Genomic DNA, 25,627 nt, shown 5'->3' with positions numbered 1-25,627 from the left:
CTGGAAACACGGCGACCCACCACTACGCCCCGAATGAACAAAACCGGCACCCCAGAATAAAAACAACTGAGATGCCGGTCCGTCCAGCATGTCGCGACTCATGCGTCAAGCATGACGCGACTCATGACATGGAGGGAATGACGGGAATCGAACCCGCGTCTTCAGCTTGGAAGGCTGAGGTATTAGCCACTATACGACATTCCCATACGCCAAAAGCGCTGTTGGGAATGTTAGCGCAGCCGGTACGGTTGAACCAAACACGTGACCAGACACGCAAAGGAGCCACTGTGTTCGGACTACTTTTCCTGCTGTTCATCCTTGCCCCCATCCTGTTTTTGCCGATGATGGGCGGGCAGCGCCAGGTGCAGCCGTCGCGCCGCCAGGTGGCGCAGCAACAGCAGCTGTCTTTCGACGACGCATACGCCGACGCCAAACGGTGGACCGACCGCCTCGGCTCGCAGGTGCTGAACCTCTCCGGCAACGACACCGCGTCGCAGCAGGCGATGGCCGACGCCTCGGAACGCTTCAACGCGGCATCCGCCGGGCTGAGCGACGCACGCTCCGTGAAACAGGCGATGCTGGCCCGCGAGTCCGCGCTGGAGGGCCTGCACTACGTCAACGCGGCCCGCGAGATCATGGGCCTACCCGCCGGCCCGCAGCTGCCGGAGCTGGAGGGGCAACGCCAGGCTGGGCGCGTGACCGAGCAGCGCACCGTGACCCAACAGGACGGCACGCAGGTCACGGCGTCGCCGCACGCCACTGCGCAGACCCCGCACTACTACCCCGGCGGCGCCGTTGCGGGCCGTCCGGTGCCTGCCGGCTGGTACTCCACCGTCTGGTGGGGCCCGGCGATGATGACCGGCGTGTGGGCCGCCAGCTCCATGATGTTCTACTCCACCATGTTCGCTGGCATGTCCGGCGTGGCGTCCGCGGAGGCGTTTGAGGCCGGCGGGCTCGGCGAAGGAATGGACGGCGCCGGCGACATGAGCGAAATGGGTGACATGGGCGACATGGGCGACGCCGGCGGCGGAGACTTCGGGGACTTTGGCGGCTTCGGCGACGGCGGCGGCTTTGACTTCGGGGGATTCGACTTTTAGCCGTGCGTTACACTGCACAGCGATCGCGAACCCCAGAAAGCTCGAGAGCAAGGAGTGGCCGTGCGCATTGCTGTGCTGCTGAAAGAAGTGCCGGACACGTACAGTGACCGCGAAATGAACCTGGAGACAGGTTTGACGGACCGCTCCGGTGACGTCGTCGCCGACGAGGTCAGCGAACGCGCCGTCGAAGCCGCGCTGCGCATCGCCGAAGCGGGCGAAAACGTCGAGGTGGAGATCTTAAGCGTCGGCCCGGAGTCCTCCGCCGATTCGGTGCGCCGCGGCATCGCCATGGGCGCGAGCGAGGCGTACATCGTCTCCGACGACGCACTCACAGGCGCGGATGCGACGTTGACTGGTGAGGTGTTGGCGAAGCTCGTCGAGAAGCAGGGCTACGACCTTGTCATCGCAGGCGCCGAGTCCTCCGACGGCAGCACCGGCGTCATCGCCCCCTTCATGGCCGAACTGCTGGATTGGCCGGTGCTGACCAACCTCACCGAGCTGACGCTCGAGGGCGACACCGTGCGAGCCACCCAGGCTTCCGACGCCGCCACCGCCCAGCTTGAGGCCCAGCTGCCGGCCGTGGTGTCCGTGGCCGACGAGTTCGCGGACCCGCGCTTCCCCAACTTCAAGGGCCTCATGGCCGCGAAGAAGAAGGAGCTGCGCACCGTCACCCTCGCCGAGCTCGGCGTAGACCCGGAGGACTTCACGCATCCGCGCGCCATCATGACCAGCATCGAACGCCGCCCGGAGCGCGAGCGCGGCGAGATCATCGACGGCAATTCCACCGCCGCGGCCCGCCTGGTGGACTTCCTCGAATCCAAAAACCTCATTTAAGGAGCAGCCATGACCCAGATTCTTGTTGTCCCGGACAGCTCCTTCGACGGTGCGGTCAGCCCCGGTGCGGCCGAGCTCATCGGCGCCGCGTCCGCCGTCGGCACCCCGGTGGTGCTGGCGCAGGACCGCGCGCACGCCGAGGCGCTGGGTGCCGTCGGCGCCGCTGTCGTGCTCGTGTCCAACGCCCCGCTTATCGACGCAGCTGCCGCCGCCTTCGACGAACTCTTCCCAGCAGCCGTACTGTTCGCCCACACCGTGCGCGGGCGCGAAGCCGCCGGCCGATTCGCGGCGCGCAAGGGCAAGGCACTGCTTACCGACGCCACCGGCGTTACCCAAGACGACCAGGGCATCGTCACCGAGCACCAGAACTTCGGTGGCGTCTACACCGCCACCGCCGCGTCGACGCACTCTGCGCCGGTGATCACCGTGCGCAAGGGCGCTGTGGACACGCGCGCAGACGCGACCACGCCTGAGGTGCGGGAGTTGGAGGTGGCGCCGTCGGGGCGTCGAGAGGCAGAGGTGCTCTCCGTGACCCCCGTGGAGCGCACCTCCGACCGCCCCGACCTGCTCACCGCCGACAAGGTGGTCGCAGGCGGCGTGTCCTTGGGCGACGAAGACATGTTCGAAGACCTCGTCGGCGGGCTCGCCGACGCCCTCGGGGCCGCTGTCGGCGCCACCCGCTCCGCCGTCGACGAAGGCCAGGTCGCATACGAGGCGCAAATCGGGCAAACCGGCGTGATGGTCAGCCCGAAGCTCTACATCGGTGTCGGCATCTCCGGCGCGGTGCAGCACCTGGTGGGTATGCAGACCGCCGACACCATCGTGGCGATCAACTCCGACGAGGACGCCCCCATCTTCGACATCGCCGACTTCGGCATCATCGGCGACCTTTTCGACCTGGTGCCGGACATCATCTCCGAGATTGAGGCGCGCAAGTAATGCAGGTAGAACTCCGCCGAGGACTGCCCCGCGTCGAGGGCGGCGAACCGTGGCCGCCGGCCGGCACCGTCGACGTTGCAGACGCGCCGGTTGAGGCCGCGCCGGATGCCGCTGAGCCGGTTGAGACCGCGCCGACGCCTGTCGCCGCCGACACCGTTGAGGTGCCGCTGCGCCGGGGCCTGCCGCGTGTGCCGGGCGGCGATCCGTGGCCGCCCGCCGGGACCGTTGCCGTGCCCGCCGCGACCGCCGCTGCCGTCGTCGGATCCGCCGACGCGGAGCCCGCGCACACCGTCGAGGTGCCGCTGCGCCAGGGTCTGCCCCGCGTCGAGGGCGGCGAACCGTGGCCGCCCGCGGGCACCGTGCGCGTCGCCGCCCCCGCACCGGAAGCTGAGCCCGAACCGCAGCCGGAAACCGAGACAGCACCCGCGGCGCCTGTAGCGGCGACGGTGGTCGACGACGCTGTCGCCAAGACGGCGCCCGAGCCAGCCCCGAAACCCGACCCGAAACCAACCCCGCAGGCGGCTCAGCAGCCGGCTCGGGTGGAGTCGGCGGGGAAACCGGAGGGCGTCGCAAAGCAATGGCTCCCTTGGGCGATTGGTGCCCTCCTGCTGCTGGCCGCGGCCGTTTTCGGCGCTCGATGGTACGTGGGCACCGAGGCCGGCGCAGACTTCATCGCCCGCTACAACGGCATCCAGCCGCTGCCGGACAACGCCCCTGTCGGCCTTCCTGGATGGCTGAACTGGGCGCACTTCTTCAACATGTTCCTCATGGCGCTGATCATCAAAACGGGCATCGACGTGCGCCGCGAGAAACGCCCCGCCGCCTACTGGCAGCCGACAAAGGGCGGCAAGAAGATTTCGGTGACGCTGTGGCTGCACCAGGCGCTCGACATCGCGTGGGTCGTCCTCGGAGTGGTGTTCTTCGTGCTGCTGTTCACCACCGGCCAATGGATGCGCATCGTGCCCACCAGCTGGGAGGTTATCCCGCACGCGGTGTCGGCGGGCCTGCAGTACCTCTCGCTGGACTGGCCGACGGAGAACCCCTGGCTGCACTACAACGCGCTGCAGGAGTTGTCGTACTTCATCACCGTGTTCATCGCGTCGCCACTGGCCATCGCGTCCGGTTTCCGCATGAGCAGCATGTGGCCGGCATCGTGGAAGGCCGTGCCGATGTCGTGGGCGCGCGCGGTGCACTTCCCCACCATGATCTACTTCGTGGCGTTTGTGGTGGTGCACGTCTTCCTCGTGCTCACCACCGGCCTGCGCGGCAACATGAACGCGATGTTCGCCGCGCGCGAGGACGCCACCAGCTGGATCGGTGTGGTGTTGTTCCTGATTGCGGCGGGTGTCACGGCGTTGGGCTGGTTCTTCGCGCGCGCCTCCGTCGTCGCGCCTGTGGCGGGTGCGACCGGCAAGGTGTCCAAGCGCTAAAACTTCGCAGCGTCTGACGCGGTGGTGCTGGTGCGCCACCGCGTTTTGCGTTGCTGTGGACAACTGTGTTGCGGAGTCAACAACCGGCGGCGGTTATCCACAGATTTTTCGCGGATGCTTTTCGACGCCCATCCGTTGCCCTAGCTTTCAGCCCATGAACTTCACCGACTTTGTTTCCGCAGGCGTGGGCGTGCTCGCCGACTTCGACCGCGATACCGCTATGGCCGCCGGCCTATCGTCTGGCCGGGTGCGCGATTTGGCGCGGGTGCACCACACCTACTTTGGGCCGACCCAGTTCACCCGCAAACAACGCGAAGCTTTAGCCGCCGCCGAGGGCATGCCCGTCGACCAGCTCGTGCACATCGAGAAAAAGTTGCTCGCCGTCGAAGGAGCCGCGGAACGCTGGCGCATCCGCCTCGACCTGGTGCGCCACCGCGGCTCATATAGGGCACTGACCAAGCGCATCAAACGGCTGATCAAACAACCCATCAAACCAGCCCCACCCTCGTGCCGGTTCTCCCGCTCGAAGGCCGGCATGCGCACCATGATCCTGACCTACAACGAGCGCGACCTGGCCGATCTTGAGCACCTGCTGCGCAAACTCATCGACGCAGACGACCCGGCGGCCGCCCAAATGGCCCACACCCTCATCGGGATCCTGCGCGACGGCAAAGGAGTACCGAAGGCGAACTTCCGGCCGATCATCCTGGTGCCGATCGCCGACTGGGCCCGCATCCAATCCGGCACCGGCGATGAGGTCACGCTGATCTGCACCGACGGCACCACCATGACCGGTGCCGAATACATGGAGCACGAATTCGGCGACGTGTTAGAAGTCGCCGCGTTCCACCCACAAGAAGGTCCCGTCAACCTTTACCACGCAAAGCGCTGCGCCAACCCAAAACAAAAGGTCATGTCGAAGCTCACCTGCCCGGCCTGCGCGTTCCCGGACTGCAAACACTCGGCGGAGACCACACAAACGCACCACATCAACGCCTGGCGCTTCGGCGGGATGACCAACATGGACAACCTCGCCGAACTCTGCCCGTTCCACAACGGGGTCAACGCCGACAACCGGCACGGCCCGTTCGGCTACATCGACAACCCCAACGCCCGCATCCACTGGGTCGCACCCAACGGCACGAAAGTTCCCATGACCACCCCGGGCGCGATGGAACTGCTCTTCGACTAAACCCACCCCAACACACCCCGCCCCACCCGGCGGGCACATCGGCATGCCAAAAACGGCTACATCGGGCGGCCCATGTCGGTGCGGGAAATCTCCACGGCCTTGCGGATCACCTCGGCCAGGGCGGCTTCGACGCGCACACGTGATTCGTCGTTTTCCAGCAGGTCTTTGCGCACCTCGAACATCACGGCCAACACGGAGGTGTTCTTGTCGTAGTCCACCGGCACGTAGGCCCCGGCGAAGGGGGTGTTGCGCTCCACGTTGAATCCGGCGGCGGTGAAGGTGCGGTCGGCTTCGTCGGCAAGCACGGCGGGTGTGTGCACGGAGTGGGTGCCGATGCACACATCCGGCAGGAGTTTGCCGGGGTGGATGCGGTACTCGTCGGGTTGGTTGTTGTAAGAGTGCACGTCCACGATCACGGCGCAGCCGCAGTCTTGGATACGGCCGGAGACCAGCTTGGACACCGCATCGGCGTACGGGAAGTAGTACTCGGCTTTCAGGTCGGCGATGTCCATGTCCAGCGGGCGCAGCGGGTTGCCGTCGCCGAGTTTGAGGAAGATGGCGCCGCGCCCGGTGGAGTCCATGGATTCGCGTTCGTTGGAAAACCGCCCCGGGTCCGCGACCAGGCGGGAGAGGTTGTTCACGATCATCCACGGCGCGCAGCCGGATCGCTCAGCGGCGGCCGCGGCGAGGATGTCGGTGTGGTCGTCGGTGACGCGGTCGAGCTCGCGCGCAATTTGTTCGTCGGTGGCGATGAAGTCGGCGGCGACCTCGGCCGGGATCTCGCGCGACGCGTGCGGCACGTGCACGATCACCGGGCAGTCAGTGCTTCCTTCGTGGATGGTGAAGTTCATGGTTCCGCAGGATATAGCGCTCTGGGGCTTCTTGCTTCTCGACGGCACCTTCGGCCTCAAACGCCTCCAACCAACCTTCCATGGGGAAGGTTCCCCATTTGTCATGGAATCGGTTGGCGTTGGCGACGATGTCGTCGAGGTGTTCCCACGGCGGCGAGGACACGGGGTGCCACTGGTGGTAGGCGTGGGCGCCGCCGACCCAGACGAGCGGAATGCGGTGGCGCTGAAGCTCCCGGGCGAAGTCGGTGTCTTCCCCGCCGTACCCCTGGTAGCCGGCGTCGAAGCCTCCGAAGTCGCGCTCGATGCGCGCCCACGTCTTTGCGGTAAGGGCAAAGGAGAGGGACCAGAACAGGTTGTAGTTGTCGGCGTCGACGAGCTTGCCGTCGGCGGGGTTGGGGCGAGCCGAGTGCGGGTCGGGGTCGGTGACGCGGATTTGTCCCTCGTCCATGTAGGTCACCGGGCCGGCGGCCACGGCGTCGGGGCGCTGCTGCAGCGCCGCAACGTAGCGTGGGACGAGCGCGTCGGAGGCGAGGCAGTCCGCGTCGAGGAACACGAGCACCTCGGCGCCGCGCTGGGTGGCCACCTTCGCGCCCAGGTTGCGGGCGGCGGCGAGGTTGTCAGGCCCCGCAATCACGTGGCTTTTCGGCACGGCTTTGCCCAGCACGTCCGCATCGGCGAGCGCGACGGTGATGTGGTCGACGCCCATCGGCATGAGGTTGACCTGGTGAGTCAGGTGGTCGCGCCGGTTCGCGTCGGCGAGCGTGATCACGCAGGTCGCGGGCTGGCCGGGGTCGGCGGCCACGCCGGCGATGACCTCGGCGGCCCGGCGCGCCGCGCCGTGCGTCTGCCATCGGCCCCAGTCGGTGTCGCGCCGGCGCAGCAGTTCGGGCCATTCTTCGGGGGCTGGGAAGGCGTTTCGTACCGTCGCTAGGCCTTCGAGCGCTTTCGCGCCCGCCTTTTGCTCGGTGAAGGGGCGCGGCTGCGGAAGGATCACCGCCGGGGTGTCAGTGGCGGCCAAATCCGCCACGGAATTTTGCCCGCCGGCGGTCACGGCGATGCCCGCGGACTGCAGCAGCTCGGTCGGGTCGTCGACGTGGTTGTCCCCGCCCAAGAAGGTGAACCGGTACTCAGGGCAGGCGCGCTGCACCGCCTCCCAGTCCTCGGGCGACCACGTCGAGCCGCCCAAGCCCGCCATCACGACCACGTGGTTCGGGTCGCGCTGTACCCCCGCGCGCGGGGACAGCCGCGAGATCCCGCCGACGGCGTGCAGCCGGTCGGCGTGGGCGCGCAGGTGGCTGGGCACCTCGACCCAGTCCGGCCACGCCGCCACGATCGCGTCGGCCTGCGTGTACGCCAGCTGGTGCGGGGCGTCGCCGCGGTAGCCCGGCATCGCGTGCACCACCACCGGGATACCCATTAGACGCACGAAGGCGGCGACCTCGTTGGACACGTCCACGTAGAACGCCTCGGGCTGGTTTTCTGCCACCCAGTCGGCGATCTGCGCGAACCGCGACGCGATTTGCGGCGCCCCGTACGGTGCGTAGTGCAGCGTGCCGCCGGCGGTCATGGCGCGTGCGCTGCGTAGGGGCCGCGGGGTGTCGCTGGCGTCGTCGAGAAGTGCAACGTCGCCGCCTGTGGTGGACAGGATCTGCACTTCGTGGCCCATCGCTCGCAGTTCGCGCTGGATGGCGCGGCAGCGGTGCAGGTGCCCGGAGCCGTGGTGGTGGGCGTAAATCCCGATCATTTTCCTACCTTTCCAAACGCCGCCACCTGGCGGAAGATGTCGGTGTAGTGCTTCGCGGTTTGGGAAAGCGAATGCCTATCGACGACCCAACGGCGCACCACGTCCCTACCAATCCCACGCGCCTGCATAATCGCGGCGGCGAGTGCGTCGACGTCGTCGGCTGGGGCGAGTGCGGCTGGGGCGTCGCGTAGCAGCTCGCCCATGCCGCCGCGCCGAAACGCTGCAACGGGGGTGCCGCACGCCATCGCCTCGAACGCGACGAGGCCGAACGGTTCCTCCCACCGCGGGCTGACCACGGCGACGCCGCACCCGGCGACCAGGCGCCGCAGTTCCGCGTGGGAGAGCTCGCCGATCCAGCGGGCGCCGTCGCCGAGGCGAGGCTCGATCTCGTCGCGGAAGTAGTGGTGGTCCCCGTTGCGTCCCGCCAGCACCAGTGGCACGCCGGCTTTGCTGCAGGCGTCGATGGCCAAATGCGCGCCCTTTTCCGGCACGAGGCGGCCGAACCACACGGCGATGTCGCCGCCGTCGCCGGGGCGCCACAGTTCCACGTCGACGCCGTTGGGGATGATCACCGGCTCGCTGGGCAGGCGCCAGTCGCGCGCAGTGGTGCGGCTCACGGCGGCGAAGCGCCCGGCGCGCAGGCCGGCCGCGGTGATGGCGGCCTGGATCTCCTCGACCATCGGGGTGTGCAGCGTGGTCAGCATCGGCAGCGGCTCCGGCGACGCGGCCGAGGGGAAGATGTACGGGTTGAGACTGTTGTTGTGCACCACGTCGTAGCCGCGGGCGACCAGCAGTCGGCGCAGCTGCACAAACGCGGCGTTTTCCCGCTCGCGGCCGCCTTCCGGGTAGGTGGTGTCGGTGGCGTCTGCGGCGTCCGCGCCCCAGTCCACCCCGGGCAGTTCGAGTGTTGTGTCGTTGCCGTCGGAGCCTTCGGCGGCGAAGAAGTCCACGTCGTGGCCGAGGTCGCGAAGGGCGGCGACCATGGTGTGGCAGAACGCCTCCAGCCCGCCGGCGTACGGTTCGCGCACCGGGTAGCGCGCGGGGCCGACCAACGCGATGCGCAGCTTGCCGGTGCGCGAGGTCTCCAGTGCGGGTTTCGCGGCAACGGTCACTCGCTCACCACTTTCCTGTAGATCTCCTCGTGCGCGCGGCGCACCTCGTCCAGCTGCTGCACCCGGTCGCCCGCGTACGGCATCGGCCCGCGGGCGAGCAGCCGCGCCGCCGCCTCACCGGCCGCGCGCCCGTCGCCGGCAGCATATACCTCCACCGCTTCCGGTGTGTCTGCCTGCCCGGCGTAGCAGCCGCAGTCCGGCACAACGACGGGAACTCCCAGGTCGCGGCACATTTCCAGCCACCCCGAGTGCGTGCCGCGCGTGTAGGGCAGCACGCACACCCCGGCGCGGCCGACGGCTGCGTGCAGCTCGTCGTCAGTCATGGGCTCATGCACCACAGTGCCTATCGACGCAAGCTCCGCTCCCCCATGCACATACACATCCAACGGCACCTGCGCCGCGATATCGCGGTAGAACTGCGCGTCCGCGACCACGTTAGAGCGCACCGACTTCAAAAACACCGCCGCGCGATCCCCCGGCTCCACGTGCACCGGCTCCTCCACGATCCGCGGGTGCGGCACCACGCGCACGTCCGTCGCGCCGAAGTCGCGGCGCAGCACGTCCGCGGCCTGGTCGGTGAGGGTGATCAGGGCGGAAGCTTCGTCGATAAGCAATTGCAATCGCTGGTGATGCTCGGTCTGGTCCACGAGATGCGGGTTATCCAGGTCGTGGACCGTGAGCACCAGCGGCACCGGCAGCGCGCGGCACAGCTCGGCGATCTGCGCGGGCGTGCGGTGCTCGAAGCCGAAGTGGATGTGCACGAGGTCCACGGCGGGCGGGTCGCGCCAGTATTCGGCCTCAAAGGCGGGGTGCGGCCACCAGTTGCCGCCGATGTCCGGGTCCGGCAAAAACTCCACGCCAGCAGGGCGGATAGCCTGCGTGTACGGGTGACCGGAGGGGATAGACAGAACGCGCACCCCACTAATATAAACGTTTTCGCATACTGTGTTGGCATGCTGCTTGTTGTCGTCGGTAACTGCCAAGCGGAGTCCACCCGCAAACTGCTCATGTCCACCGGACACTTCACCGGCGAGCGCATCGCCCCGGTCCACGAGCTGGAGGCGGCGGACATGGAGTGGTTCTTGGACCTCGTCGCCCGCGCCGACGTGTTAGTCACCCAGCCGATCCGCGACAACTACCGCGGCCTGCCCGTGGGCACCCGGCAGCTTCGCACTTCGGCGCGGCGGGTGGTCGTGCCGGTGCTGCGTTTCGACGGGCTCATGCCCCACCAGGCCATCATCCGCGACCCTGATGATCCGTCGCTGAACCCGCCGGTGGTGCCGTACCACGACCTGCGCACCCTGGTCACGGCCGCGGGGCACGCCCCGGCCGCGCCGCCGTCGCCGGACGCGTTGCGCCGCGCCGCCGCCATGTCCGTCGAGCAGATCCGGCGCCGCGAGCAGGCCCACGGCACGGTTGTGGTGTCGGACTATCTGGAGACCAACCCGGTGTGGCACACCGTCAACCACCCCGACAACGCCACCCTTGCGTTCATGGCATCGCGGGTACTTCAAGAACTTGGGCTTTCCGACGAGCCCGTCGCCCCAGACTACGAAATGCTCGGCGGGCTCGACGCGCCCGTCGACGCCGCGGCCGCCGACGCCCTGGGTGTTTCAGTGACAGGCCGCGATCAGTGGCGCGAGCGCGGCGGCGGGGTCATCGACGCCGACGAGATCCGCGCCGCACAGCTGGAGTTCTACCGTGAGCGCCCGGCGCTTGTCGCTCATGGCCTGCAGCGCCACGCGGAGCGCATTGCGAATCTAGGGTTGCTTGCATGAAACATCTCATCGTCGGCCCCGCGGGCCACGGGGTGACTGAGTACGCCCTCGGGCTCGCCCGCGCCACCGGGGCCGAGGTTCTCCGGGAGGAGACGTTCGGCGACTCCCCGCTCACCGGCCCCGTCCACGTCACGTTCACCGACCACCTCTTTGGCGACACCGCCGAGCGCCTGCTTGCGCGCATCGACGGCCCGCTGTCCGTGAGCCTGCACGACATCCCCCAGCCCGAGGAGGGCGCCGAGCGCTACGCACGCCGCGCACGCGTCTACCGCGAGCTCGTCGAGAAGGCGGACGTCGCGGTGGTCAACTCCAACCACGAGGCGTCCTTCTTTGACGCCGAAACGTCCGTGATCCGCCTGCCCATCCCGGTGATCGACTCCCCCTTCAACCCCGAGCCGGGCAGCGTCGGCGTGCTGGGGTTCCTCTACCCCGGCAAGGGCCACGAGGACCTCATCGACGCGCTGCCGGACCGCAAACTCCGCTTCCTCGGCGCGGTCTCGAAAGGCCACGAAACATGGGCCGAAAACCTCGACGCCGAAATCACGGGCTGGCTTTCCGACGCCCAACTCGCACACGAAATGGGCCGCATCGCCCACCCCGTGTGCCCGCACCGCCACTTCTCCGCCTCCGGCTCGCTGATGGCCTGGCTGGGCGCAGGCCGCACCGTACTGGTGCGCGACTCCGACTACGCCCGCGAGATCGATGCTTGGCTGCCCGGTCGCGTCACGCTGGTGGGGGATGGGGGCTGGCGCGAGGCCGTCGATAGGCATGAGCCCGAACAGATGGACCCGCCGCGCTACGGATGGGCCGAAGTCGCGCAACTGTGGGAGGAAACATGGCGTTTAGCTGGCCTGATGTGAGCGTTGTCATCCCGCACTACAACGACGCGGAAGCGCTCGAGCGGGTCGTCGCGGCGGTGCGGGCGCAGGACTACGCGGGCGAGGTGGAGATCGTCGTGGCCGACGACGGCTCCACCGAACCACCCGCGATCGAGGGCGTGCGCGTGGTGCGCCAGGAGGACAAGGGCTTCCGCGCGGCCGCGGCGCGCAACCTCGGGGCGGACGCCGCGCGCGGCGAGGTGCTCGCGTTTCTCGATGCCGACACCGTGCCCGAGCCCGGCTACCTCTCGGCGGTCGTGCCGCACATCGTGGGGGATGTGCGGGCGGTGGTCGTCGGCGCGCGGCGCACCGGCGCCGAGGACACCGAGCCGCAATGGCTTATCGACGCCTGGTCCGCCACCGCCAACCTCCGCGACGCCGACCACAGCTCCTGGCGCTACATCATCTCCGCGGTGCTGACGTGCTCGCGCGAGTTCTTCGACGCGGTCGGCGGCTTCGACGGCACACTCGTCGGCTACGGCGGCGAGGACTGGGAGTTCGGCTTCCGCGCCTGGAACGCGGGCGCGTCGTTCGTGCACGAGCCGACGGCCGTCGCACACCACGCGGAGGAGGACTTCGGCAAGCGTTACGACGACCCGACGGCCGCCACCGCCGTCAAAAACGCCGAGTCGCTGGCGCTGGCCCGGCGCGTGACCCACCCACTGGCGCGCCCGGACGGGGTCATCTTCGACACGTTCGACATGCAGGTGGAGGTCCCGGAACTCGACGGCGAGGGGGTGCGCGACTTCGTCATCGCGGAGTGGCTGAAAGTCGGCGCGTACGTTCGCGTGGCGGAGGTGCCGGCGCTGTTCGCGGACGACCCGCGCGTGGGCACCGACGAGGTCGACGCGCGGGTGAACATCGCGGTCGGTGCCGGCTGGGCGCCGCAGGACCTCGATGCCCTACTGGCGGTGGAGTACGTGCTCTCCCCCGACGGCACGGTGGTGCGCACGAGGCGCGCCGCCGCGTTAGAGATGGAGCCGGTGACGGCGCACCCCGAGGACATCGGGCTTACTCCGGTGTCTGGCCCGCTGCAGCTGGAGCGCTACTTCGCCGGCTGGTGACGCACTACGGCAGCTCGGGGGCGACCCCGGTGCGCTCGTACTCGGCGAGGATGTCGATGCGGCGCTGGTGGCGTTCCTCTTCGCTCCACGGCTGGGACACGAAGGCGTCGACAATTGCGAGCGCTTCTTCCTCGGTGTGCATACGTCCGCCGATGCCGATGAGCTGCGCGTTGTTGTGCTCGCGGGCAAGCTTCGCGGTCTCTTCCGACCACGCCAAGGCGCAGCGCGCACCCTTGACCTTGTTCGCGGCGATCTGCTCGCCGTTGCCGGAGCCGCCGAGCACGATGCCCAGCGAACCCGGGTCGTTGACCACGGCCTCAGCCGCGGCGATGCAAAACGCCGGGTAGTCGTCCGCGGCGTCGTACTCGTGGGCGCCGCAGTCGGTCACCTCGTGGCCCTGGGCCTCAAGGTGGGCCTTGATCTGGTTCTTACGCTCGAATCCGGCGTGGTCTGCTCCAAGGTAAATACGCATGGCGTTTAGCGTACCTGGGGCATCTCCGTGCGGGTGCGCTTGAGTTCGAAGAAGTACGGGAACTCGGCCAGGCCGACGGCGTGGTCGAACAGCTTGCCCGCCTCTTCGCCTTCGGGCACGCGGGTGATCACGGGGCCGAAAAAGGCGGTGCCGTTCAACGCAACCACCGGGGTGCCCACGTCGTCGCCGACGGCGTCCATGGCGGTGGCGTGGAAGCCGCGCAGCAGGTCGTCGCAGTCAGGCGTGTTGGCCACCTCGGCGAAGTGCTCCGGCAGGCCGACCTCTGCCAGTGCCTTGGCGATGATCTCGTCGTAGGCGCCGTCGCCCTTCTTGCCGCCCTCGCCGCCGGCGTGGATCATCGTGCCCATCGTGGTGTACAGCTCGTCGACCTTCTCGGGCTGCTCCTCCTTGACCTTCGCGAACACGCGGGCCGGGCCCCAGTTCGCCTCCATCATGGCTGCGTAGTCTTCGGGGATGTCGCGGCCGTCGTTAAGCACTGCGAGCGACATGGGCACCCACTCGACCTCGATGTCGCGGACCTTCTCCACCTCTTTGATCCAGCGGGAGGTCTGCCATGCGAACGGGCACGATACGTCAAACCAAAATTTCACTTGTTCCGTCATGGCGCCCACGATAGCGCGTGTAGGCTGCGGCAGATGAAGACAAATTTGACTCGCAAGGACGCGCAGGCGCGCGCTGAACTGATTTCCAACGTCCGCTACGACATCGCCGTGGACATCACGGGTGCCGACGAGTTCACCACGGTGAGCACCGTGCACTTCGACTCGAAGGCGGGCACCACCCACTTCGACCTGGTGGCGGCAGGCTTCGAGGCCACCCTCGACGGCGAGGAGACAGGCCGGGAGCTTTCGCTTAGCGACGGCGCCCACACGCTGACCGTCACCTCCCACGACGCCTACAACCGCACCGGCGAGGGCCTGCACAAGTTCACCGACCCGGTGGACGGCAAGGACTACCTGTACACCCAGTTCGAGCCGGCGATGGCGATGAAGGTGTTCGCCGGCTTCGACCAGCCGGACCTGAAGGCCACCTACACCGTCAGCGTCAAGGCGCCGGAGCGCTACACCGTCATCCTCAACGAGGCGGCCACCCGCACCGACAACGGCGACGGCACCGCGACGTGGACCACCACGATCAACTACCCGCTGTCGACCTACCTCATCGCGATCTGCGCCGGCGAGTTTGAGCGCATCTCCGACACCTACGACGCCGGCGACGGCCGCACCATCGAGCTCGGCCTGTACGCCCGCGCGTCCCTGATCCCCCACATGGATTCGGAGCGCATCTTCCGTCAGACCAAGGACGGCTTCGACTTCTACCACGCCAACTTCGGCCGCACCTACCCGTTCGGCGACAAGTACGACCAGGTGTTCTGCCCGGAGTACAACATGGGCGCGATGGAGCACGTCGGCTGTGTGACGTACCGCGACGAGTACATCTTCACCTCCGAGCCCACCCCGTACCGCCTGGAGCGCCGCAACGACACCATCCTGCACGAGATGGCGCACATGTGGTTCGGCGATTTGGTCACGATGCAGTGGTGGGACGATTTGTGGCTCAACGAGTCCTTCGCCACCTGGTCGGCGGCCACCGCGCAGACGGCGATCGGCGAGTACGCGGACGCGTGGACCACGTTCGCGTCCGTGGAGAAGGCGTGGGCGTACCAGCAGGACCAGCTGCCGTCGACGCACCCGATCGCCGCGGACGCCCCGGACATTGAGACGGCGGAGCAGAACTTCGACGGCATCACCTACGCCAAGGGTGCGTCCGTGCTGAAGCAGCTGCAGGCGTACGTGGGCTACGAGGAGTTCTTCGCGGGCGTGCGCAAGCACTTCGACAACCACGCCTACTCCAACGCCACCTTCGACGATCTACTCGAAGCGCTGGAGGAGGCGTCGGGCCGCGACCTGTCTAGCTGGGCCGAGCAGTGGCTGCGCACCACGGGCCCGTCGACGCTGCGCCCGGAGATCGGCGAGCGCTTCGCGGTGCTGCAGGAGGATCCGCGCCCGCACCGTGTGCGCGTGGGGCTCTACAAGCTTATCGACGGCTCCGTTTCCCGCGTCAAGCAGATCGAGACCGACATCGACGGCGAACACACCGAAATCCCCGAACTCGCCGGCATCGAGCACGACCTGGCGATCGTCAACGACGACGATCTGACCTACGCCAAGATGCGCCTGACCCCGGAGCACCAGAAGTTCGCGTTGGAGCACATCGGCGAGATCGAAGATTCCCTGGCGCGCACTCTGATCTGGTCGTCGCTGTGGGAGTCCGTTCGCGACGGCGAGCTGGTCGCCCGCGAGTTTGTGAAGCTGGTCGCCGCCCACGCCGCTGCCGAAACGCATCCGTCGGTGCAGGAGCGCCTGCTCGCGCAGGCGACGCAGGCGGTTCGCCAGTACGTCGACCCCGCCTGGGAGGGCGAGGGCATGGACCTGCTCAACGCCGCCTTCCGCGGCGCGGAGCCGGCTGCCATCTTCGACCGCGCCCTGGCCCGCCTGACGCCGACCGAGGAGACGATCGCCTACTTCAAGGAGCTCCTGGAGCGCTCCGACAACCAGGAGGTGCGCTGGCTGGCCATCACCAACCTCATCGCCGCCGGCGCGCTTCCGCTGGAGGCGGCGGAAAAGGAGCAGGACAACACGTCGGAGGGCGCGATTTCGCGGCTGCGGGCGAGAGCTGTCGTCGATAAGCGATGGGCTTGGCAGAAGCTCGTCGAAGACGACCTGACCAACCTCGAAGCCCGCTACCTCATGGACGGCCTGACGTTCACCTACGACGGGCTCGAGGGCCTGACCGACGAGTACTTCCGCGCCGCGCCCGCGCTGTGGGAGCGGCTGACCAACGAGATGGCGCAGCGCACCCTCGAGGGCATGTACCCGCGCTGGGACGTCACCGCCGGCGCCGTGGACAAGGCGAATGCGCTGCTGGGCGGCGACGCCGCGGCCGGGCTGAAGCGCGTCATCGCCGAGGGGCAGGACCGCATCGCGCGTGCGGTGCGCAACCGCGAGGTCGACGCTACAGCTGAGTAAGCGCCTGCTCGAGGTCGGCGATGAGGTCGGCCTCCTCCTCGATGCCCACCGAGATGCGCACGAGCTCGCCCGGCACCTCGAGGGCGGAGCCGGCGACGGAGACGTGCGTCATAGTGGCGGGGTGCTCGAGCAGGCTCTCCACGCCGCCGAGGGACTCCGCCAGGCAGAACAGCTTGGTGGACTTGCAGAACGTCTTCGCCTGCTCGGTGGTCTGGAACAGCACGGAGACCATGCCGCCGAAGCAGGACATCTGCTTTTTCGCGGTTTCGTGGCCCGGGTGGGTTTCCAGGCCCGGGTAACACACGCGCGCGACCTGGGGCTGGGCATCCAAGAACTTTGCGACGGCTTCCGCATTGTCGCAGTGCTTGTCCATGCGCACGGAAAGCGTCTTCAGGCCGCGGCCGGTGAGGTACGTGTCGAACGGGGACGGGTTCGCGCCGACCCAGCCGAAGAAGAAGCGCAACTGCTCGTGGAAGCCGGGGACGCGGGAATCGTCGCCGCAGACGATGCCGCCGACGACGTCCGAGTGGCCGCCGATGTACTTCGTGGTGGAGTGCACCACCACGTCCGCGCCGAGGTCGAACGGCTTTTGCAGGTACGGCGAGGCGAACGTGTTGTCCACCACCAGCGCGGCCTGCTTTTTCACGGCGGCGATGGCCTCGATGTCCACGATGTCCAGCATCGGGTTCGTCGGCGTTTCCACCCAGATGGCCTTGGTGTTGTCCTTGACCGCCGCGGCGACCTCGTCCGGGTTGGTCATGTCCACCACGGTGTTTTCCACGCCCCACTGCGTGAACACTTGCTGGATCAGGCGGTAGGTGCCGCCGTAGGCGTCGTTGGACACGACGATGTGGTCGCCGGGTTTGAGCAGGATGCGCAGGATGACGTCGATAGCCGCCATGCCGGAGGAGTACGCGACGGCGTACTCGGCGCCCTCCAGCGCCGCGACCGCCTTTTCCAGCGCAGTGACGGTGGGGTTGCCCACGCGGGTGTACTCGTAGCCGCCGCGCAGCTCCGCCAGCCCGTCCTGGGCGAACGTGGTGGAGGCGTAGATCGGCGTGTTGATCGGCCCGTACAGGCTGTCGGGTTCGTATCCGGCGTGAATGGCGTCGGTAGCAAATCCAGTCATGTCTGCAAACAGTAGACCAAGCGGTTCATCCCGTGGCCATTTTTATGCACTAGACTCGGGACCCGATGAAAGCGCAAACAGAAACTGCCGAAAAGGTCGACGAGGCCGTCGACGGCGTCACCAACTGGTGGAACGACCCAGCCACCCACGAACTCGTGGTGGAACGCCCCCTGAAGATCCTGCTGATCATCGTGGTCGCACTGGTGCTGAGCTGGGTGGCGCGCAAGGTGATCAACCGCGCCACCCGCCACGGCATCGAGCGCACCCCGTTCATCGCCCCCACCGTGGAGGACACCCCGCAGTACCGGGCGCAGGAGGCCCGCCGCCAGCAGCGCATGAAGACGCTGGGCAACGTGGGCCGTTCTGTCGCCGCGATTGTGATTTGGGCATGGGCGATCCTCGCCGTGCTGGATCAGCTGGGGGTGAACGTCGCGCCGCTGATCGCGTCCGCCGGCGTGGTCGGCGTGGCTATCGGTTTTGGCGCGCAGTCGCTGGTGAAGGACTTCTTCTCCGGCATGTTCATTCTCATTGAGAACCAGTTCGGCGTCGGCGACACCATCCAGGTCGGCGACGTGGTGGGCGAGGTGGAGGAGATGTCGCTGCGCATCACCACGCTACGCGACATCGACGGCGCCCTGTGGCATGTGCGCAACGGCGACATCAACCTGGTGGGCAACCACTCCGCCCGCTTCTCCACGGCGCGCCTGCAGATCCCGGTGTCTGTCATGGCCAACCCGGACAAGGTGTCGCGCGTCATCGAGGACACGGCTGCGGCGGCGTGTCAGGACCCGGAGATCCGCGACGTGGTTATGGGCACTCCGACCATGCTGGGCCCCAGCGAGTTCAACCCGACGTACGTGTCCTTCCGCCTTGCCGTGACCACGATGCCGGGCGAGCAGTGGGGCGTGGCGCGCCACCTGAACCACCGCATCCTGGCGGCGTTGCACGAGCAGGATGTGGTGCTCACGGCGATGGATTCTGTGCTTGTAGAGATGAAGGAGAGCAATGGAGATCGGTCCTAAGCAGGAGCAGACGCTTTACGACGCCGTCGGTGGCGACGCGTTCTTCCACCGCCTCGTCGAGGGCTTTTACACGCAGGTCAAAGAGGACGACCTCATCGGCCCGATGTACCCGGACCAGGATTGGGACGGCGCGCAGGACCGCCTGCGCTGGTTTTTGGTGCAGTACTGGGGCGGCCCACGCACCTTCCAGGAAAAGCGCGGCAACCCGATGCTGCGCAAGCGCCACCTCCCGTTCGCCATCGGTGAGGCGGAGGCGGACCGCTGGTTGGAGCTCATGGGCAATTCCATGGAGCAATTTACTGACGACGAGCTGCCGCCCGCCTACCGCGCCCAAATGTGGAACCACATGCAGCGCGTGGCCTACATGATGATCAACCAGGGCCCGCGCGCGTACTAAAACAGCAGGTTCGGCCGGGTGCTGCGGTAGACGGAGCCGAACGGCGCGTCCAGGCGCACCCAGCTGCCGGAGCTGGAAACGCGCAGGTGGCGCGGGATCTCGACGGGCGCCTCGAAGCCGGGGATGAGCCCGAGCGAGGTGCAAGCGAAGATCATCCGCATGGGGATCTCCACGGGGTTGTCGCTGTCGGCGTCGGCGGTGAGCACTACCCCGTCGAGAAGCGAGCGCGGCGGGCCGGCCGGGCCGGAGAACTGGCGCGCTAGGTTGCGGCCCTCGTCCGCCAGGCGGCGCGCGACGCCGATGGGCACTTCCTCGCGGGCGACGAAGCCGCTGGCCGGCGGCAGGGCCCCGGGCCAGGCGGCGTCGCGGGCGGGGCCGACCTCGGCTTCCCCGGCCTTCAACGCGTCGAGTATGGCGCGAGCGCTGACGGTGGCGCCAGGGTGCGTGGTGGTGCCGGAGGTGCGTCGAGAAGCAATGGCATCAAACGGCGTGGTCACGAACACGTCGAGCTGGCCCTCCCCCACCTCCTGAATGCGCGCGGAGGCCTGGGCGTCCAGCGCGAGCGCACGCGAAAGCAGCGCGGTGAGCCCGCGCGCGCCGCGCTCGATGCGAACCTCGACCACTTAGGCCCCGGCCGTCTGAGACAGGATGCCGATCTCCTTCTGCGTGATCTCGCGTGGCGAGGTCGTGGTGGTATCCACCGTGACCTGCACGCAGTCGATCACGCAGCAGACCTTGCCCTGCGCATCCTTGATTTCCTGGTGGGTGGTGAACGACGTGTTGCCCACGTTGGACACCTGCGTCTCCACCGTCACCTCGGTGGTGTTGGGCAGGATCGGGCGGACGTAATCCACCTCGAGGCGGCGCACGAACACCACGAACTCGTGGCCCTGGGAGTAGAAGAACTCCTGCGCGAACGCCAAGCGCGCCTCCTGGGCGAGCTCGATGTAGGCGGAGTTGGTCACGTGCCCGTAGCGGTCGAAGTCGCTCCAGCGCACCGGGATGGTGTGGACGTGGATCCTGTTCGGCTCAGCCATGGGGTACTCCTAACGGGTGAGCTTGCGGTGGGTGACGCGCGACGGCTTCGCAGCTTCCTCGCCGAGGCGCTCGACCTTGTTGGCCTCGTAGTCGCCGAAGTTGCCCTCGAACCAGAACCACTTGCCCTCTTCCACGTTGCCCTCCCAGGCCAGGATGTGGGTGCAGGTGCGGTCCAAGAACCAGCGGTCGTGCGAGATCACCACGGCGCAGCCCGGGAAGGCCTGCAGCGCGTTTTCCAGCGAGCCGAGCGTTTCGACGTCGAGGTCGTTGGTCGGCTCGTCCAGCAGGATCAGGTTGCCGCCCTGCTTCAGCGTCAGCGCCAGGTTCAGGCGGTTGCGCTCGCCGCCGGAGAGCACCTTCGACGGCTTCTGCTGGTCCGGGCCCTTGAAACCGAAGGCGGACAGGTAGGCGCGCGACGGCATTTCGTTCTGGCCGACGTGGATGTAGTCCAGGCCGTCGGAGACGACCTCCCAGACGGTCTCTTCCGGGTTGATGTTCTCGCGGTTCTGGTCAACGTACGAGATCTTGACGGTGTCGCCGATCTCCACCGAACCGGAATCCGCTTCCTCGAGGCCCACGATGGTCTTGAACAGCGTGGACTTGCCCACACCGTTGGGGCCGATCACGCCGACGATGCCGTTGCGCGGCAGGGTGAACGACAGGTCCTTGATCAGCACGCGGCCGTCGAAGCCCTTGTTCAGGTTCTCCACCTCGACGACCTTGTTGCCCAGGCGCGGCGGGGTGGGGATCTGGATTTCTTCGAAGTCGAGCTTGCGGTACTGCTCGGCCTCTGCCGCCATCTCCTCGTAGCGCTCCAGACGGGCCTTGTTCTTGGCCTGGCGGGCCTTCGGGGAGGAGCGGACCCAGTCCAGCTCCTTCTTCAGGCGCTTCTGCAGCTTCTGGTCCTTCTTGCCGGCGACCTCGAGGCGCTCGGCCTTCTTCTCCAGGTAGGTGGAGTAGTTGCCCTCGTAGGGGTAGAGCTTGCCGCGGTCGACCTCGCAGATCCACTCGGCGACGTTGTCCAGGAAGTAGCGGTCGTGGGTAATGGCCAGCACGGCGCCCGGGTAGGTCTGCAGGTGCTTCTCCAGCCACAGGACACTCTCGGCGTCGAGGTGGTTGGTGGGCTCGTCGAGAAGCAGCAGGTCCGGCTCGCTCAGCAGCAGTTTCGCAAGTGCTACTCGACGGCGCTCGCCACCGGACAGGTTGGTCACCGGTGCGTCAGAAGGCGGGCAGCGAAGAGCCTCCATGGCCTGCTCGATCTTGGAGTCGATCTCCCACGCGTCGGCCGCGTCGAGCTCTTCCTGCAGCTTGCCCATTTCTTCCATGAGCTCGTCGGAGTAGTTCGTCGCCATTTCCTCGGCAATCTGCTCGAAGCGCTGCTTCTTCTCAAACAGCTCGCCGAGGCCTTCCTCGACGTTGCCGCGCACGGTCTTTTCCTCGTTCAGCGGCGGCTCCTGCAACAGGATGCCCACGGACGCGCCCGGCTGGAGGAATGCCTCGCCGTTGTTCGGCTGGTCGATGCCGGCCATGATCTTCAGCAGCGACGACTTACCGGCGCCGTTCGGGCCCACGACGCCGATCTTTGCGCCCGGGTAAAACGCCATGGTGACGTTGTCCAGGATGACCTTCTCGCCGATGGCTCGGCGGACGTTTTTCATCGTGTAGATGAACTCAGCCACTACGAATCCCCTTTGTTGGTGAGTGCGGAGGTAAATACCGCACTTAGGGTACATCACGCAGGCGAGTGCCCCGCCGCTTCCAAAGCACGCTGGAAGCGGCGGGGCGAAAGCACCAAAACTAGAAGGGCGCGCCGGCGGCGGCGAGCTCCTCGCCTGCCGTGTCTGTGTCGGTGTCGGCGTCGGTGCGGCTCACCCCGTCGACGTCCTCGGCGCTGACGCGGCGCTCCTCCACCGCCGGAGTGTCCGACAGGCTATCCCAGCCGTTCTCCGGCTCGGAGTTGTCGCCTTCCTCGCCGTTGAGCTTCCTGTTCAGTGCCTTGGCGTCCATCGCCTTGGGCATCTCGTGGCCTTCGAGCGTGTTGCCGGAGACTGACGTGCGCACCGAGTTGACCTGGTAGCGCGCGAGATCGAACGCGACGTGGCGCGCTTTGACCATGGTCTTGGACCGCAGGACCGGCTCGCCCTTGTCGTCTTTGCCTTCCCAGTACTCGTGGACAAGCTTGCCAATGACAATCACCGGGAAGCCTTTGCGCAGCGACGCGCCGGCGTTGATCGCGAGCTGGCCCCAGCACTCGACGTCGACGTAGAACTGGTTGTAGTCCCGCCAGACCTCGTTGCCGTTGTCGTTCTTTTCTTTCTTCGCGTCCGAGGTGGCCACGCGGAAGCGCAGCACGGCGTTGCCGGAGTTGAAGGTTTTGAAGTACGGCTCGGCGATGAGGTTGCCGAGCAGCGTGTAGTCGATGTTGGCCATGTGGTTGGCCCCTTTCTGCGTGTGTGCGGATGGTGTGCGGTTGCAGGGGCGGAGCTTTGCGTCGATAAGCAATTGCCCCCTGCGCGAGCAGAGTCGCACGAAACACAAGCCGGAAAAAGAGGTCGGCCAAATTGTGGATAACTTAACCTGAGAAAATCACAATCCGCAGCTAGCGGCCATGAATTTGAGAAAGCATCTCGTTGTAGCGGCGCCATTCCTCGTCGTCGGTCTCCTCCGCGCGGCGGTCGGAGGCGGCCGTTTCCGCCTTGTCCTCGCGCCACCACCGGATGAACAGCTCGCCGAAGACGATCACCAGCGGGAAGGAGCCGGACGCCCACGCGATGCCGCCGCCGTCCTTCTGCACGGCGAGCAGGTCCGGGTTCCACGGCAGCTCCAGCGAGCGGTAGAAATCCTCGGCCATCACTGAACCAAGCTGCATGAGGTAGACACCCATGAACAGGTGGAACGGCATGGACACCCACAGCCACAGCAGGCGCACCTTCGCGGTTGGGCGGCCTTGAATCTCGTCGGGGCCGATGAGCTCCCAGAAGTAGAGGTAGCCGGAGATAAGGAACACAGCGTTCATGATCACGTGCCCGGCGTGCTCGGAGATCATGAGCTCGTAGAACGGCTGGATCACGTACATGGCGTAGAAGAACACCAAAAACTGGATGGTGGATACCGGCGAGAACGTCACCGCGCGCAGGAACTTCGAGCGTTGGAAGCTTTCGGCCCACAGCCGCGGGTTGAACTCGCCGGCCGGGTACGCCTCGCGCACAAGTGTCAGCGGCGCGCCGAGCACCAGAAACACCGGCACGCCCATGGACAGGATCATGTGCACCGTCATGTGCGCCGAGTAGGAGGCGGGCATGTGCATGCCCATGCCGGAGCTCAGCGTGACGACGAGCGTTGCGCAGCCCAGCAACCACCACAGCGTGCGCGCAACAGGCCACCCCTCCACCCGGCGAACCAGGTGCAGGTAATAGGCCGCCAACAGGATCGCAATCACGCTGAACAACAGCTCCGGGCGCCAGGTGGTCAGCCAGTTGGTCCAGGTCAGCGGCTCGGTGAGGTTGTAGCCCATCTGGATCTGCATGCGGGTTAAGTTCGGGTCCAGCGGCGGCGGGGGCGGGGTGCGGCCGAGCGTGACCGCCAGACCGGAAATCGCCGCCATGATCAGCACCTCTCCCGCGGCGAGGCGGGTAAACGCACGCGGTTGGGTGTGAAGCTGCGGGATGGTGCGCTCGCGGTGGACAAAGCCGATGATGCCGAGAACGATGATGCCGACGGTCTTGATAATCAGCACCCAGCCGTAGCTGTACTGCGTCAGGTCCTCCAGGCGCACCCGCACCAGCGCGTTGACCACGCCCGAGATGGCCATGGCCAGGATGGAAAACAACGCGATGCGTGAGTAGCGCTGGGTGGCGTTGGCGAGGCCGGGGCCGCGTCGTAAAGCATGTGCGACAAGCGCCATCAGCCCGCCGACCCAAAGCAGCATGGCCACGAGGTGCCAGATCAGCGAGTTGGTGCCGAAGTCGTGCGCGCCGCCGGTGGCCGAGTGACCCGTCAGCGCGATCGGCATGACCACCACAATCGCGCCGAGGAACAGCCAGACCTGGGACCACCAGCTGGTCGCCGCGTACCCAAACGCCGCGACGACCGCCGCAAACGCCGCGACGATGAGCCACACGCGCGCGTCCGCCACCTGGTCCAGCGCCTGCGACCACGCGGCCGCTTCGAACAGGACGGTGTTGAGGGGCTGGCCGGAGACGTCGGAAAGCACCAGCGGGATCATGACCAGACCGATCAGCGCGATGCCCGCGCTGGCGTGGGCGCCGGTGCGCGAAGCGAGGTGCCCGTCCACGGTCAGGCGCGCGCCGTTGAGGTCCTCTTGGGTCTGCTTCGGCGCGATGAGGAACGCCGAGAGCAGAAACGAGCCCGTCGCCAGCGCCATGAGCAGCCACGCGACGCCGCGCAGCGCCGGCAGACCCACCGTGGTGGCTACACCCGGGTCCGGGATGCCCAGCTCCGCGAGCGAACCGCCCGAGAACGCCTCCCCCACCGCGCCTGCGACAACGGCCGCGATGGCGAACGCGGCCAAATACAGCGGCCAAGCGGGGGCAACGGTGCGAGTGCGTGCAGGTGCATTCATGCCGCATACCCTACTTTCGCGCCGGGCTGAGCCATAACTACAATCAGCCGGTATTGCCCCCATAGCTCAGTGGATTAGAGCATCCGGTTTCTACCCGGCTGGTCGCGGGTTCGAATCCTGCTGGGGGCGCAAATTATCGCCTTGAGCAGGCATTTTACTGGGCGGTGCGACGCGCTAAGGCCAAAACTTACCGCGTAGGCCCAAAATGACGAGGGGCACTCAATATCGCGGGTAGATAGCCCACTGCAATAAGTAGACAATAACCATGGGCGCCCCGCAGAGACTGGCAATCACGTAAATGGTCCTAACCGTGTTGGCGGAGGTTCCGTAGGTTTCAGCTACTCCAGCACAGACCCCTGCTATGAGCTTGCTCTCCTCGACTCGGTGCCATTTTTCTCGCTGGGACATTATGAACATCCATTCTCAAATGCCGAGATGCCGCTATCGCTGCTTGCCACGTTTGCTTGTTCGCGCAATAAGAGTTTTTACCAGAGTTTAGAAAGCGTTTTCCTAGATAGGGGTTAATGTGCCGTCGACCCCGTTGGCAGTTTGTCTACTTCGCAAGGTAAATCCCCATTAGATAATCTCGGTCGCGAGTTCGAATCCTGCCTGGGCGCTCTCTTTTTCCTGGTCAGAGGGTTGGATCCACAACCTCACCGCCCCGAACAAGGACGGTGCGGACTAAAGCCGTTCACCCCGCCCCACGCTTTTGCAGTGGGGCCCGATTTTCGTGTGTTTGGCGGGCCCGGCAAGGGCAGATTTTGTACGAATCAACCACGCCCCCTCACTGTCAGGCTGGTTGTGAACAACGATCCGTAGGAGGTTTTGTTCATGACTTTGCTCGATGTTCCAGTGTTGATCCCGGAGCCGGACGTGTTGTCTGAGCCGGCTTCGGTCGGCAATCGGAAGGGCCAGAGCCGCCGTGTGCCCCGTCGGGGGCTTCGCGCTGATGATGTGTTGTCCCTTGCTGTGACGGTGCTGGCTCCTGGCGAGGTCCTCGACGAGGATGACCTGGTTA

General features: G+C 66.8%; 25 protein-coding genes and 2 tRNA genes. 13 read left to right on the top strand and 14 right to left on the bottom strand.

The window, feature by feature from the left end:
- Positions 1-129: 129 nt before the first annotated feature.
- Positions 130-204: transfer RNA gene (locus tag NUW87_RS10460), tRNA-Gly, on the bottom strand.
- A gap of 140 nt (positions 205-344) precedes the next feature.
- On the opposite strand from NUW87_RS10460, the gene NUW87_RS10455 reads away from it, so the two are divergent.
- The 5 genes from NUW87_RS10455 to NUW87_RS10435 all read left to right on the top strand — a co-directional run bounded on the left by NUW87_RS10455 (position 345) and on the right by NUW87_RS10435 (position 5,492).
- On the top strand, positions 345-1,097 hold the full coding sequence (locus tag NUW87_RS10455) for a DUF1542 domain-containing protein (protein ID WP_269028460.1): 753 nt from the start codon (positions 345-347) through the stop codon (positions 1,095-1,097).
- A gap of 60 nt (positions 1,098-1,157) precedes the next feature.
- On the top strand, positions 1,158-1,931 hold the full coding sequence (locus tag NUW87_RS10450) for an electron transfer flavoprotein subunit beta/FixA family protein (protein WP_269028459.1): 774 nt from the start codon (positions 1,158-1,160) through the stop codon (positions 1,929-1,931).
- Between the two features lie 9 nt (positions 1,932-1,940).
- Positions 1,941-2,870, top strand: a complete 930-nt coding sequence (locus NUW87_RS10445; RefSeq protein ID WP_239219349.1) for an electron transfer flavoprotein subunit alpha/FixB family protein — start codon at positions 1,941-1,943, stop codon at positions 2,868-2,870.
- Positions 2,870-4,300: a cytochrome b/b6 domain-containing protein gene (locus tag NUW87_RS10440; RefSeq protein WP_269028458.1), complete on the top strand. Its 1,431-nt coding sequence runs from the start codon at positions 2,870-2,872 to the stop codon at positions 4,298-4,300. Before NUW87_RS10445 ends, NUW87_RS10440 begins: the two co-directional genes overlap by 1 nt.
- Positions 4,301-4,454: 154 nt before the next feature.
- Positions 4,455-5,492, top strand: coding sequence for an HNH endonuclease signature motif containing protein (locus NUW87_RS10435; protein WP_269028457.1), 1,038 nt, complete (start codon positions 4,455-4,457; stop codon positions 5,490-5,492).
- Positions 5,493-5,548: 56 nt separating this feature from the next.
- Here NUW87_RS10435 and NUW87_RS10430 read toward each other — a convergent pair whose 3' ends face one another.
- The 4 genes from NUW87_RS10430 to NUW87_RS10415 are packed head-to-tail and all read right to left on the bottom strand — an operon-like array spanning position 5,549 to position 10,116.
- Complete coding sequence (locus tag NUW87_RS10430) at positions 5,549-6,343, bottom strand: N-formylglutamate amidohydrolase (RefSeq protein WP_269028456.1); 795 nt, start codon at positions 6,341-6,343, stop codon at positions 5,549-5,551.
- The gene (locus NUW87_RS10425; RefSeq protein ID WP_269028455.1) at positions 6,312-8,087 is read right to left on the bottom strand and encodes a glycosyltransferase; all 1,776 of its coding nucleotides are present in this window, start codon (positions 8,085-8,087) and stop codon (positions 6,312-6,314) included. The genes NUW87_RS10430 and NUW87_RS10425 overlap by 32 nt, the downstream gene beginning before the upstream one ends.
- Positions 8,084-9,199 (bottom strand): glycosyltransferase, encoded by a 1,116-nt coding sequence (locus NUW87_RS10420; RefSeq protein WP_269028454.1) that lies wholly within the window; start codon positions 9,197-9,199, stop codon positions 8,084-8,086. Before NUW87_RS10420 ends, NUW87_RS10425 begins: the two co-directional genes overlap by 4 nt.
- Positions 9,196-10,116 (bottom strand): glycosyltransferase, encoded by a 921-nt coding sequence (locus tag NUW87_RS10415; RefSeq protein ID WP_269028453.1) that lies wholly within the window; start codon positions 10,114-10,116, stop codon positions 9,196-9,198. The genes NUW87_RS10420 and NUW87_RS10415 overlap by 4 nt, the downstream gene beginning before the upstream one ends.
- Before the next feature lie 36 nt (positions 10,117-10,152).
- On the opposite strand from NUW87_RS10415, the gene NUW87_RS10410 reads away from it, so the two are divergent.
- Genes NUW87_RS10410 through NUW87_RS10400 form a run of 3 tightly spaced genes read left to right on the top strand, consistent with a single transcriptional unit; the run spans position 10,153 to position 12,919 of the window.
- Positions 10,153-10,977, top strand: coding sequence for a WcbI family polysaccharide biosynthesis putative acetyltransferase (locus tag NUW87_RS10410; protein ID WP_269028452.1), 825 nt, complete (start codon positions 10,153-10,155; stop codon positions 10,975-10,977).
- Entirely contained in the window at positions 10,974-11,837 is an 864-nt protein-coding gene (locus NUW87_RS10405; protein WP_269028451.1) for a glycosyltransferase family protein, read from the top strand. The genes NUW87_RS10410 and NUW87_RS10405 overlap by 4 nt, the downstream gene beginning before the upstream one ends.
- A complete protein-coding gene (locus tag NUW87_RS10400) occupies positions 11,813-12,919 on the top strand; it encodes a glycosyltransferase family 2 protein (RefSeq protein ID WP_269028449.1) in 1,107 nt (368 codons plus the stop codon). The genes NUW87_RS10405 and NUW87_RS10400 overlap by 25 nt, the downstream gene beginning before the upstream one ends.
- Positions 12,920-12,923: 4 nt before the next feature.
- On the opposite strand, the gene NUW87_RS10395 is transcribed toward NUW87_RS10400, so the two are convergent.
- Both NUW87_RS10395 and NUW87_RS10390 read right to left on the bottom strand, forming a co-directional pair.
- Positions 12,924-13,391: a ribose-5-phosphate isomerase gene (locus NUW87_RS10395; protein WP_194559750.1), complete on the bottom strand. Its 468-nt coding sequence runs from the start codon at positions 13,389-13,391 to the stop codon at positions 12,924-12,926.
- A 5-nt stretch (positions 13,392-13,396) separates the two neighbouring features.
- The gene (locus NUW87_RS10390) at positions 13,397-14,014 is read right to left on the bottom strand and encodes a mycothiol-dependent nitroreductase Rv2466c family protein (protein ID WP_269028447.1); all 618 of its coding nucleotides are present in this window, start codon (positions 14,012-14,014) and stop codon (positions 13,397-13,399) included.
- Between the two features lie 33 nt (positions 14,015-14,047).
- Between NUW87_RS10390 and pepN the strand changes: the two genes are divergently transcribed.
- Positions 14,048-16,441, top strand: coding sequence for an aminopeptidase N (gene pepN / locus NUW87_RS10385; protein WP_269028445.1), 2,394 nt, complete (start codon positions 14,048-14,050; stop codon positions 16,439-16,441).
- Here pepN and NUW87_RS10380 read toward each other — a convergent pair.
- Entirely contained in the window at positions 16,428-17,570 is a 1,143-nt protein-coding gene (locus NUW87_RS10380) for a cystathionine gamma-synthase (RefSeq protein WP_269028443.1), read from the bottom strand. The two genes, pepN and NUW87_RS10380, sit on opposite strands and share 14 nt — an antisense overlap.
- Before the next feature lie 65 nt (positions 17,571-17,635).
- Between NUW87_RS10380 and NUW87_RS10375 the strand changes: the two genes are divergently transcribed.
- A complete protein-coding gene (locus tag NUW87_RS10375; RefSeq protein ID WP_269028441.1) occupies positions 17,636-18,592 on the top strand; it encodes a mechanosensitive ion channel family protein in 957 nt (318 codons plus the stop codon).
- Positions 18,576-18,989, top strand: a complete 414-nt coding sequence (locus NUW87_RS10370; RefSeq protein WP_269028440.1) for a globin — start codon at positions 18,576-18,578, stop codon at positions 18,987-18,989. The genes NUW87_RS10375 and NUW87_RS10370 overlap by 17 nt, the downstream gene beginning before the upstream one ends.
- On the opposite strand, the gene NUW87_RS10365 is transcribed toward NUW87_RS10370, so the two are convergent.
- The 5 genes from NUW87_RS10365 to NUW87_RS10345 all read right to left on the bottom strand — a co-directional run bounded on the left by NUW87_RS10365 (position 18,986) and on the right by NUW87_RS10345 (position 24,609).
- Positions 18,986-19,612, bottom strand: coding sequence for a DUF8185 domain-containing protein (locus NUW87_RS10365; RefSeq protein WP_269028439.1), 627 nt, complete (start codon positions 19,610-19,612; stop codon positions 18,986-18,988). The genes NUW87_RS10370 and NUW87_RS10365 overlap by 4 nt on opposite strands.
- Positions 19,613-20,026, bottom strand: coding sequence for an acyl-CoA thioesterase (locus tag NUW87_RS10360; RefSeq protein ID WP_269028437.1), 414 nt, complete (start codon positions 20,024-20,026; stop codon positions 19,613-19,615).
- A 9-nt stretch (positions 20,027-20,035) separates the two neighbouring features.
- Positions 20,036-21,706, bottom strand: a complete 1,671-nt coding sequence (gene ettA, locus NUW87_RS10355) for an energy-dependent translational throttle protein EttA (protein ID WP_269028436.1) — start codon at positions 21,704-21,706, stop codon at positions 20,036-20,038.
- 118 nt (positions 21,707-21,824) lie between these two features.
- Entirely contained in the window at positions 21,825-22,457 is a 633-nt protein-coding gene (locus NUW87_RS10350) for a single-stranded DNA-binding protein (protein WP_239219315.1), read from the bottom strand.
- 169 nt (positions 22,458-22,626) lie between these two features.
- The gene (locus NUW87_RS10345; protein ID WP_269028434.1) at positions 22,627-24,609 is read right to left on the bottom strand and encodes a bifunctional copper resistance protein CopD/cytochrome c oxidase assembly protein; all 1,983 of its coding nucleotides are present in this window, start codon (positions 24,607-24,609) and stop codon (positions 22,627-22,629) included.
- 55 nt (positions 24,610-24,664) lie between these two features.
- Between NUW87_RS10345 and NUW87_RS10340 the strand changes: the two genes are divergently transcribed.
- Positions 24,665-24,738 (top strand) — tRNA-Arg (locus NUW87_RS10340).
- Positions 24,739-24,828: 90 nt separating this feature from the next.
- Here NUW87_RS10340 and NUW87_RS10335 read toward each other — a convergent pair.
- Entirely contained in the window at positions 24,829-25,017 is a 189-nt protein-coding gene (locus tag NUW87_RS10335; RefSeq protein ID WP_239219311.1) for a PspC domain-containing protein, read from the bottom strand.
- Positions 25,018-25,440: 423 nt separating this feature from the next.
- Here NUW87_RS10335 and NUW87_RS10330 point away from each other — a divergent pair.
- Positions 25,441-25,627 (top strand): hypothetical protein (locus tag NUW87_RS10330; RefSeq protein ID WP_269028431.1); only part of this gene is annotated, 187 nt, incomplete at its 3' end.

This window comes from Corynebacterium pilbarense, assembly GCF_026930265.1.
Taxonomy (GTDB): Bacteria; Actinomycetota; Actinomycetes; order Mycobacteriales; family Mycobacteriaceae; genus Corynebacterium; species Corynebacterium pilbarense.
This window is presented reverse-complemented; position numbering and strand designations above follow the sequence as displayed.

What these genes read in the sequence shown, in the direction of transcription:
- NUW87_RS10405 (WP_269028451.1), top strand. Translation starts at nt 10,974, where the DNA reads ATGAAACATCTCATCGTCGGCCCCGCGGGCCACGGGGTGACTGAGTAC.
- pepN (WP_269028445.1), top strand. Translation starts at nt 14,048, where the DNA reads ATGAAGACAAATTTGACTCGCAAGGACGCGCAGGCGCGCGCTGAACTG.
- NUW87_RS10335 (WP_239219311.1), bottom strand. Translation starts at nt 25,017, where the DNA reads ATGTCCCAGCGAGAAAAATGGCACCGAGTCGAGGAGAGCAAGCTCATA.
- NUW87_RS10350 (WP_239219315.1), bottom strand. Translation starts at nt 22,457, where the DNA reads ATGGCCAACATCGACTACACGCTGCTCGGCAACCTCATCGCCGAGCCG.
- NUW87_RS10430 (WP_269028456.1), bottom strand. Translation starts at nt 6,343, where the DNA reads ATGAACTTCACCATCCACGAAGGAAGCACTGACTGCCCGGTGATCGTG.
- NUW87_RS10455 (WP_269028460.1), top strand. Translation starts at nt 345, where the DNA reads ATGGGCGGGCAGCGCCAGGTGCAGCCGTCGCGCCGCCAGGTGGCGCAG.
- NUW87_RS10370 (WP_269028440.1), top strand. Translation starts at nt 18,576, where the DNA reads ATGGAGATCGGTCCTAAGCAGGAGCAGACGCTTTACGACGCCGTCGGT.
- NUW87_RS10390 (WP_269028447.1), bottom strand. Translation starts at nt 14,014, where the DNA reads ATGACGGAACAAGTGAAATTTTGGTTTGACGTATCGTGCCCGTTCGCA.
- NUW87_RS10360 (WP_269028437.1), bottom strand. Translation starts at nt 20,026, where the DNA reads ATGGCTGAGCCGAACAGGATCCACGTCCACACCATCCCGGTGCGCTGG.
- NUW87_RS10375 (WP_269028441.1), top strand. Translation starts at nt 17,636, where the DNA reads ATGAAAGCGCAAACAGAAACTGCCGAAAAGGTCGACGAGGCCGTCGAC.
- NUW87_RS10445 (WP_239219349.1), top strand. Translation starts at nt 1,941, where the DNA reads ATGACCCAGATTCTTGTTGTCCCGGACAGCTCCTTCGACGGTGCGGTC.
- NUW87_RS10395 (WP_194559750.1), bottom strand. Translation starts at nt 13,391, where the DNA reads ATGCGTATTTACCTTGGAGCAGACCACGCCGGATTCGAGCGTAAGAAC.
- NUW87_RS10440 (WP_269028458.1), top strand. Translation starts at nt 2,870, where the DNA reads ATGCAGGTAGAACTCCGCCGAGGACTGCCCCGCGTCGAGGGCGGCGAA.
- NUW87_RS10345 (WP_269028434.1), bottom strand. Translation starts at nt 24,609, where the DNA reads ATGAATGCACCTGCACGCACTCGCACCGTTGCCCCCGCTTGGCCGCTG.
- NUW87_RS10435 (WP_269028457.1), top strand. Translation starts at nt 4,455, where the DNA reads ATGAACTTCACCGACTTTGTTTCCGCAGGCGTGGGCGTGCTCGCCGAC.
- NUW87_RS10425 (WP_269028455.1), bottom strand. Translation starts at nt 8,087, where the DNA reads ATGATCGGGATTTACGCCCACCACCACGGCTCCGGGCACCTGCACCGC.
- NUW87_RS10400 (WP_269028449.1), top strand. Translation starts at nt 11,813, where the DNA reads ATGGCGTTTAGCTGGCCTGATGTGAGCGTTGTCATCCCGCACTACAAC.
- NUW87_RS10380 (WP_269028443.1), bottom strand. Translation starts at nt 17,570, where the DNA reads ATGACTGGATTTGCTACCGACGCCATTCACGCCGGATACGAACCCGAC.
- NUW87_RS10410 (WP_269028452.1), top strand. Translation starts at nt 10,153, where the DNA reads ATGCTGCTTGTTGTCGTCGGTAACTGCCAAGCGGAGTCCACCCGCAAA.